Source organism: Arthrobacter humicola (genome assembly GCF_039531445.1).
GTDB lineage: Bacteria > Actinomycetota > Actinomycetes > Actinomycetales > Micrococcaceae > Arthrobacter > Arthrobacter humicola.
Map to the genome: position 1 here is coordinate 135,298 of NZ_BAAAQB010000030.1, position 274 is coordinate 135,571.

Sequence of the window (274 nt, forward strand, 5' to 3'; positions counted from 1 at the left end):
TCCGATCCCGCCGTCGATGGCCCGCCGCCTCGTCAGTGGTGGCGCGGGTTCCTTCTACCGGGTCCTGACCGATCCCCGGGACGGGGCGCCGCTGGAGATCGGGCGGAGCAGTTACCGTCTGACGGCGGCGCAGCGGCACTGGCTCCGGCTCCGCGACGGCAGGTGCCCGTTCCCCGGGGGTGTCAGATTGTTTGTGTAGGAGGGCTGTAGTCGCTGATGGATTGGAGAATCATTGTGGCTATGACTGAACCCCGTGAAGTGCTCCCGGAGGAGC

1 protein-coding gene is annotated in these 274 nt (G+C 67.2%); it reads left to right on the forward strand.

Annotation, left to right across the window (positions count from 1 at the left end):
* Positions 1 to 199 (forward strand): lysozyme inhibitor LprI family protein (locus ABD243_RS11395; RefSeq protein WP_344365559.1); only part of this gene is annotated, 199 nt, incomplete at its 5' end.
* Between the last annotated feature and the right edge of the window lie 75 nt (positions 200 to 274).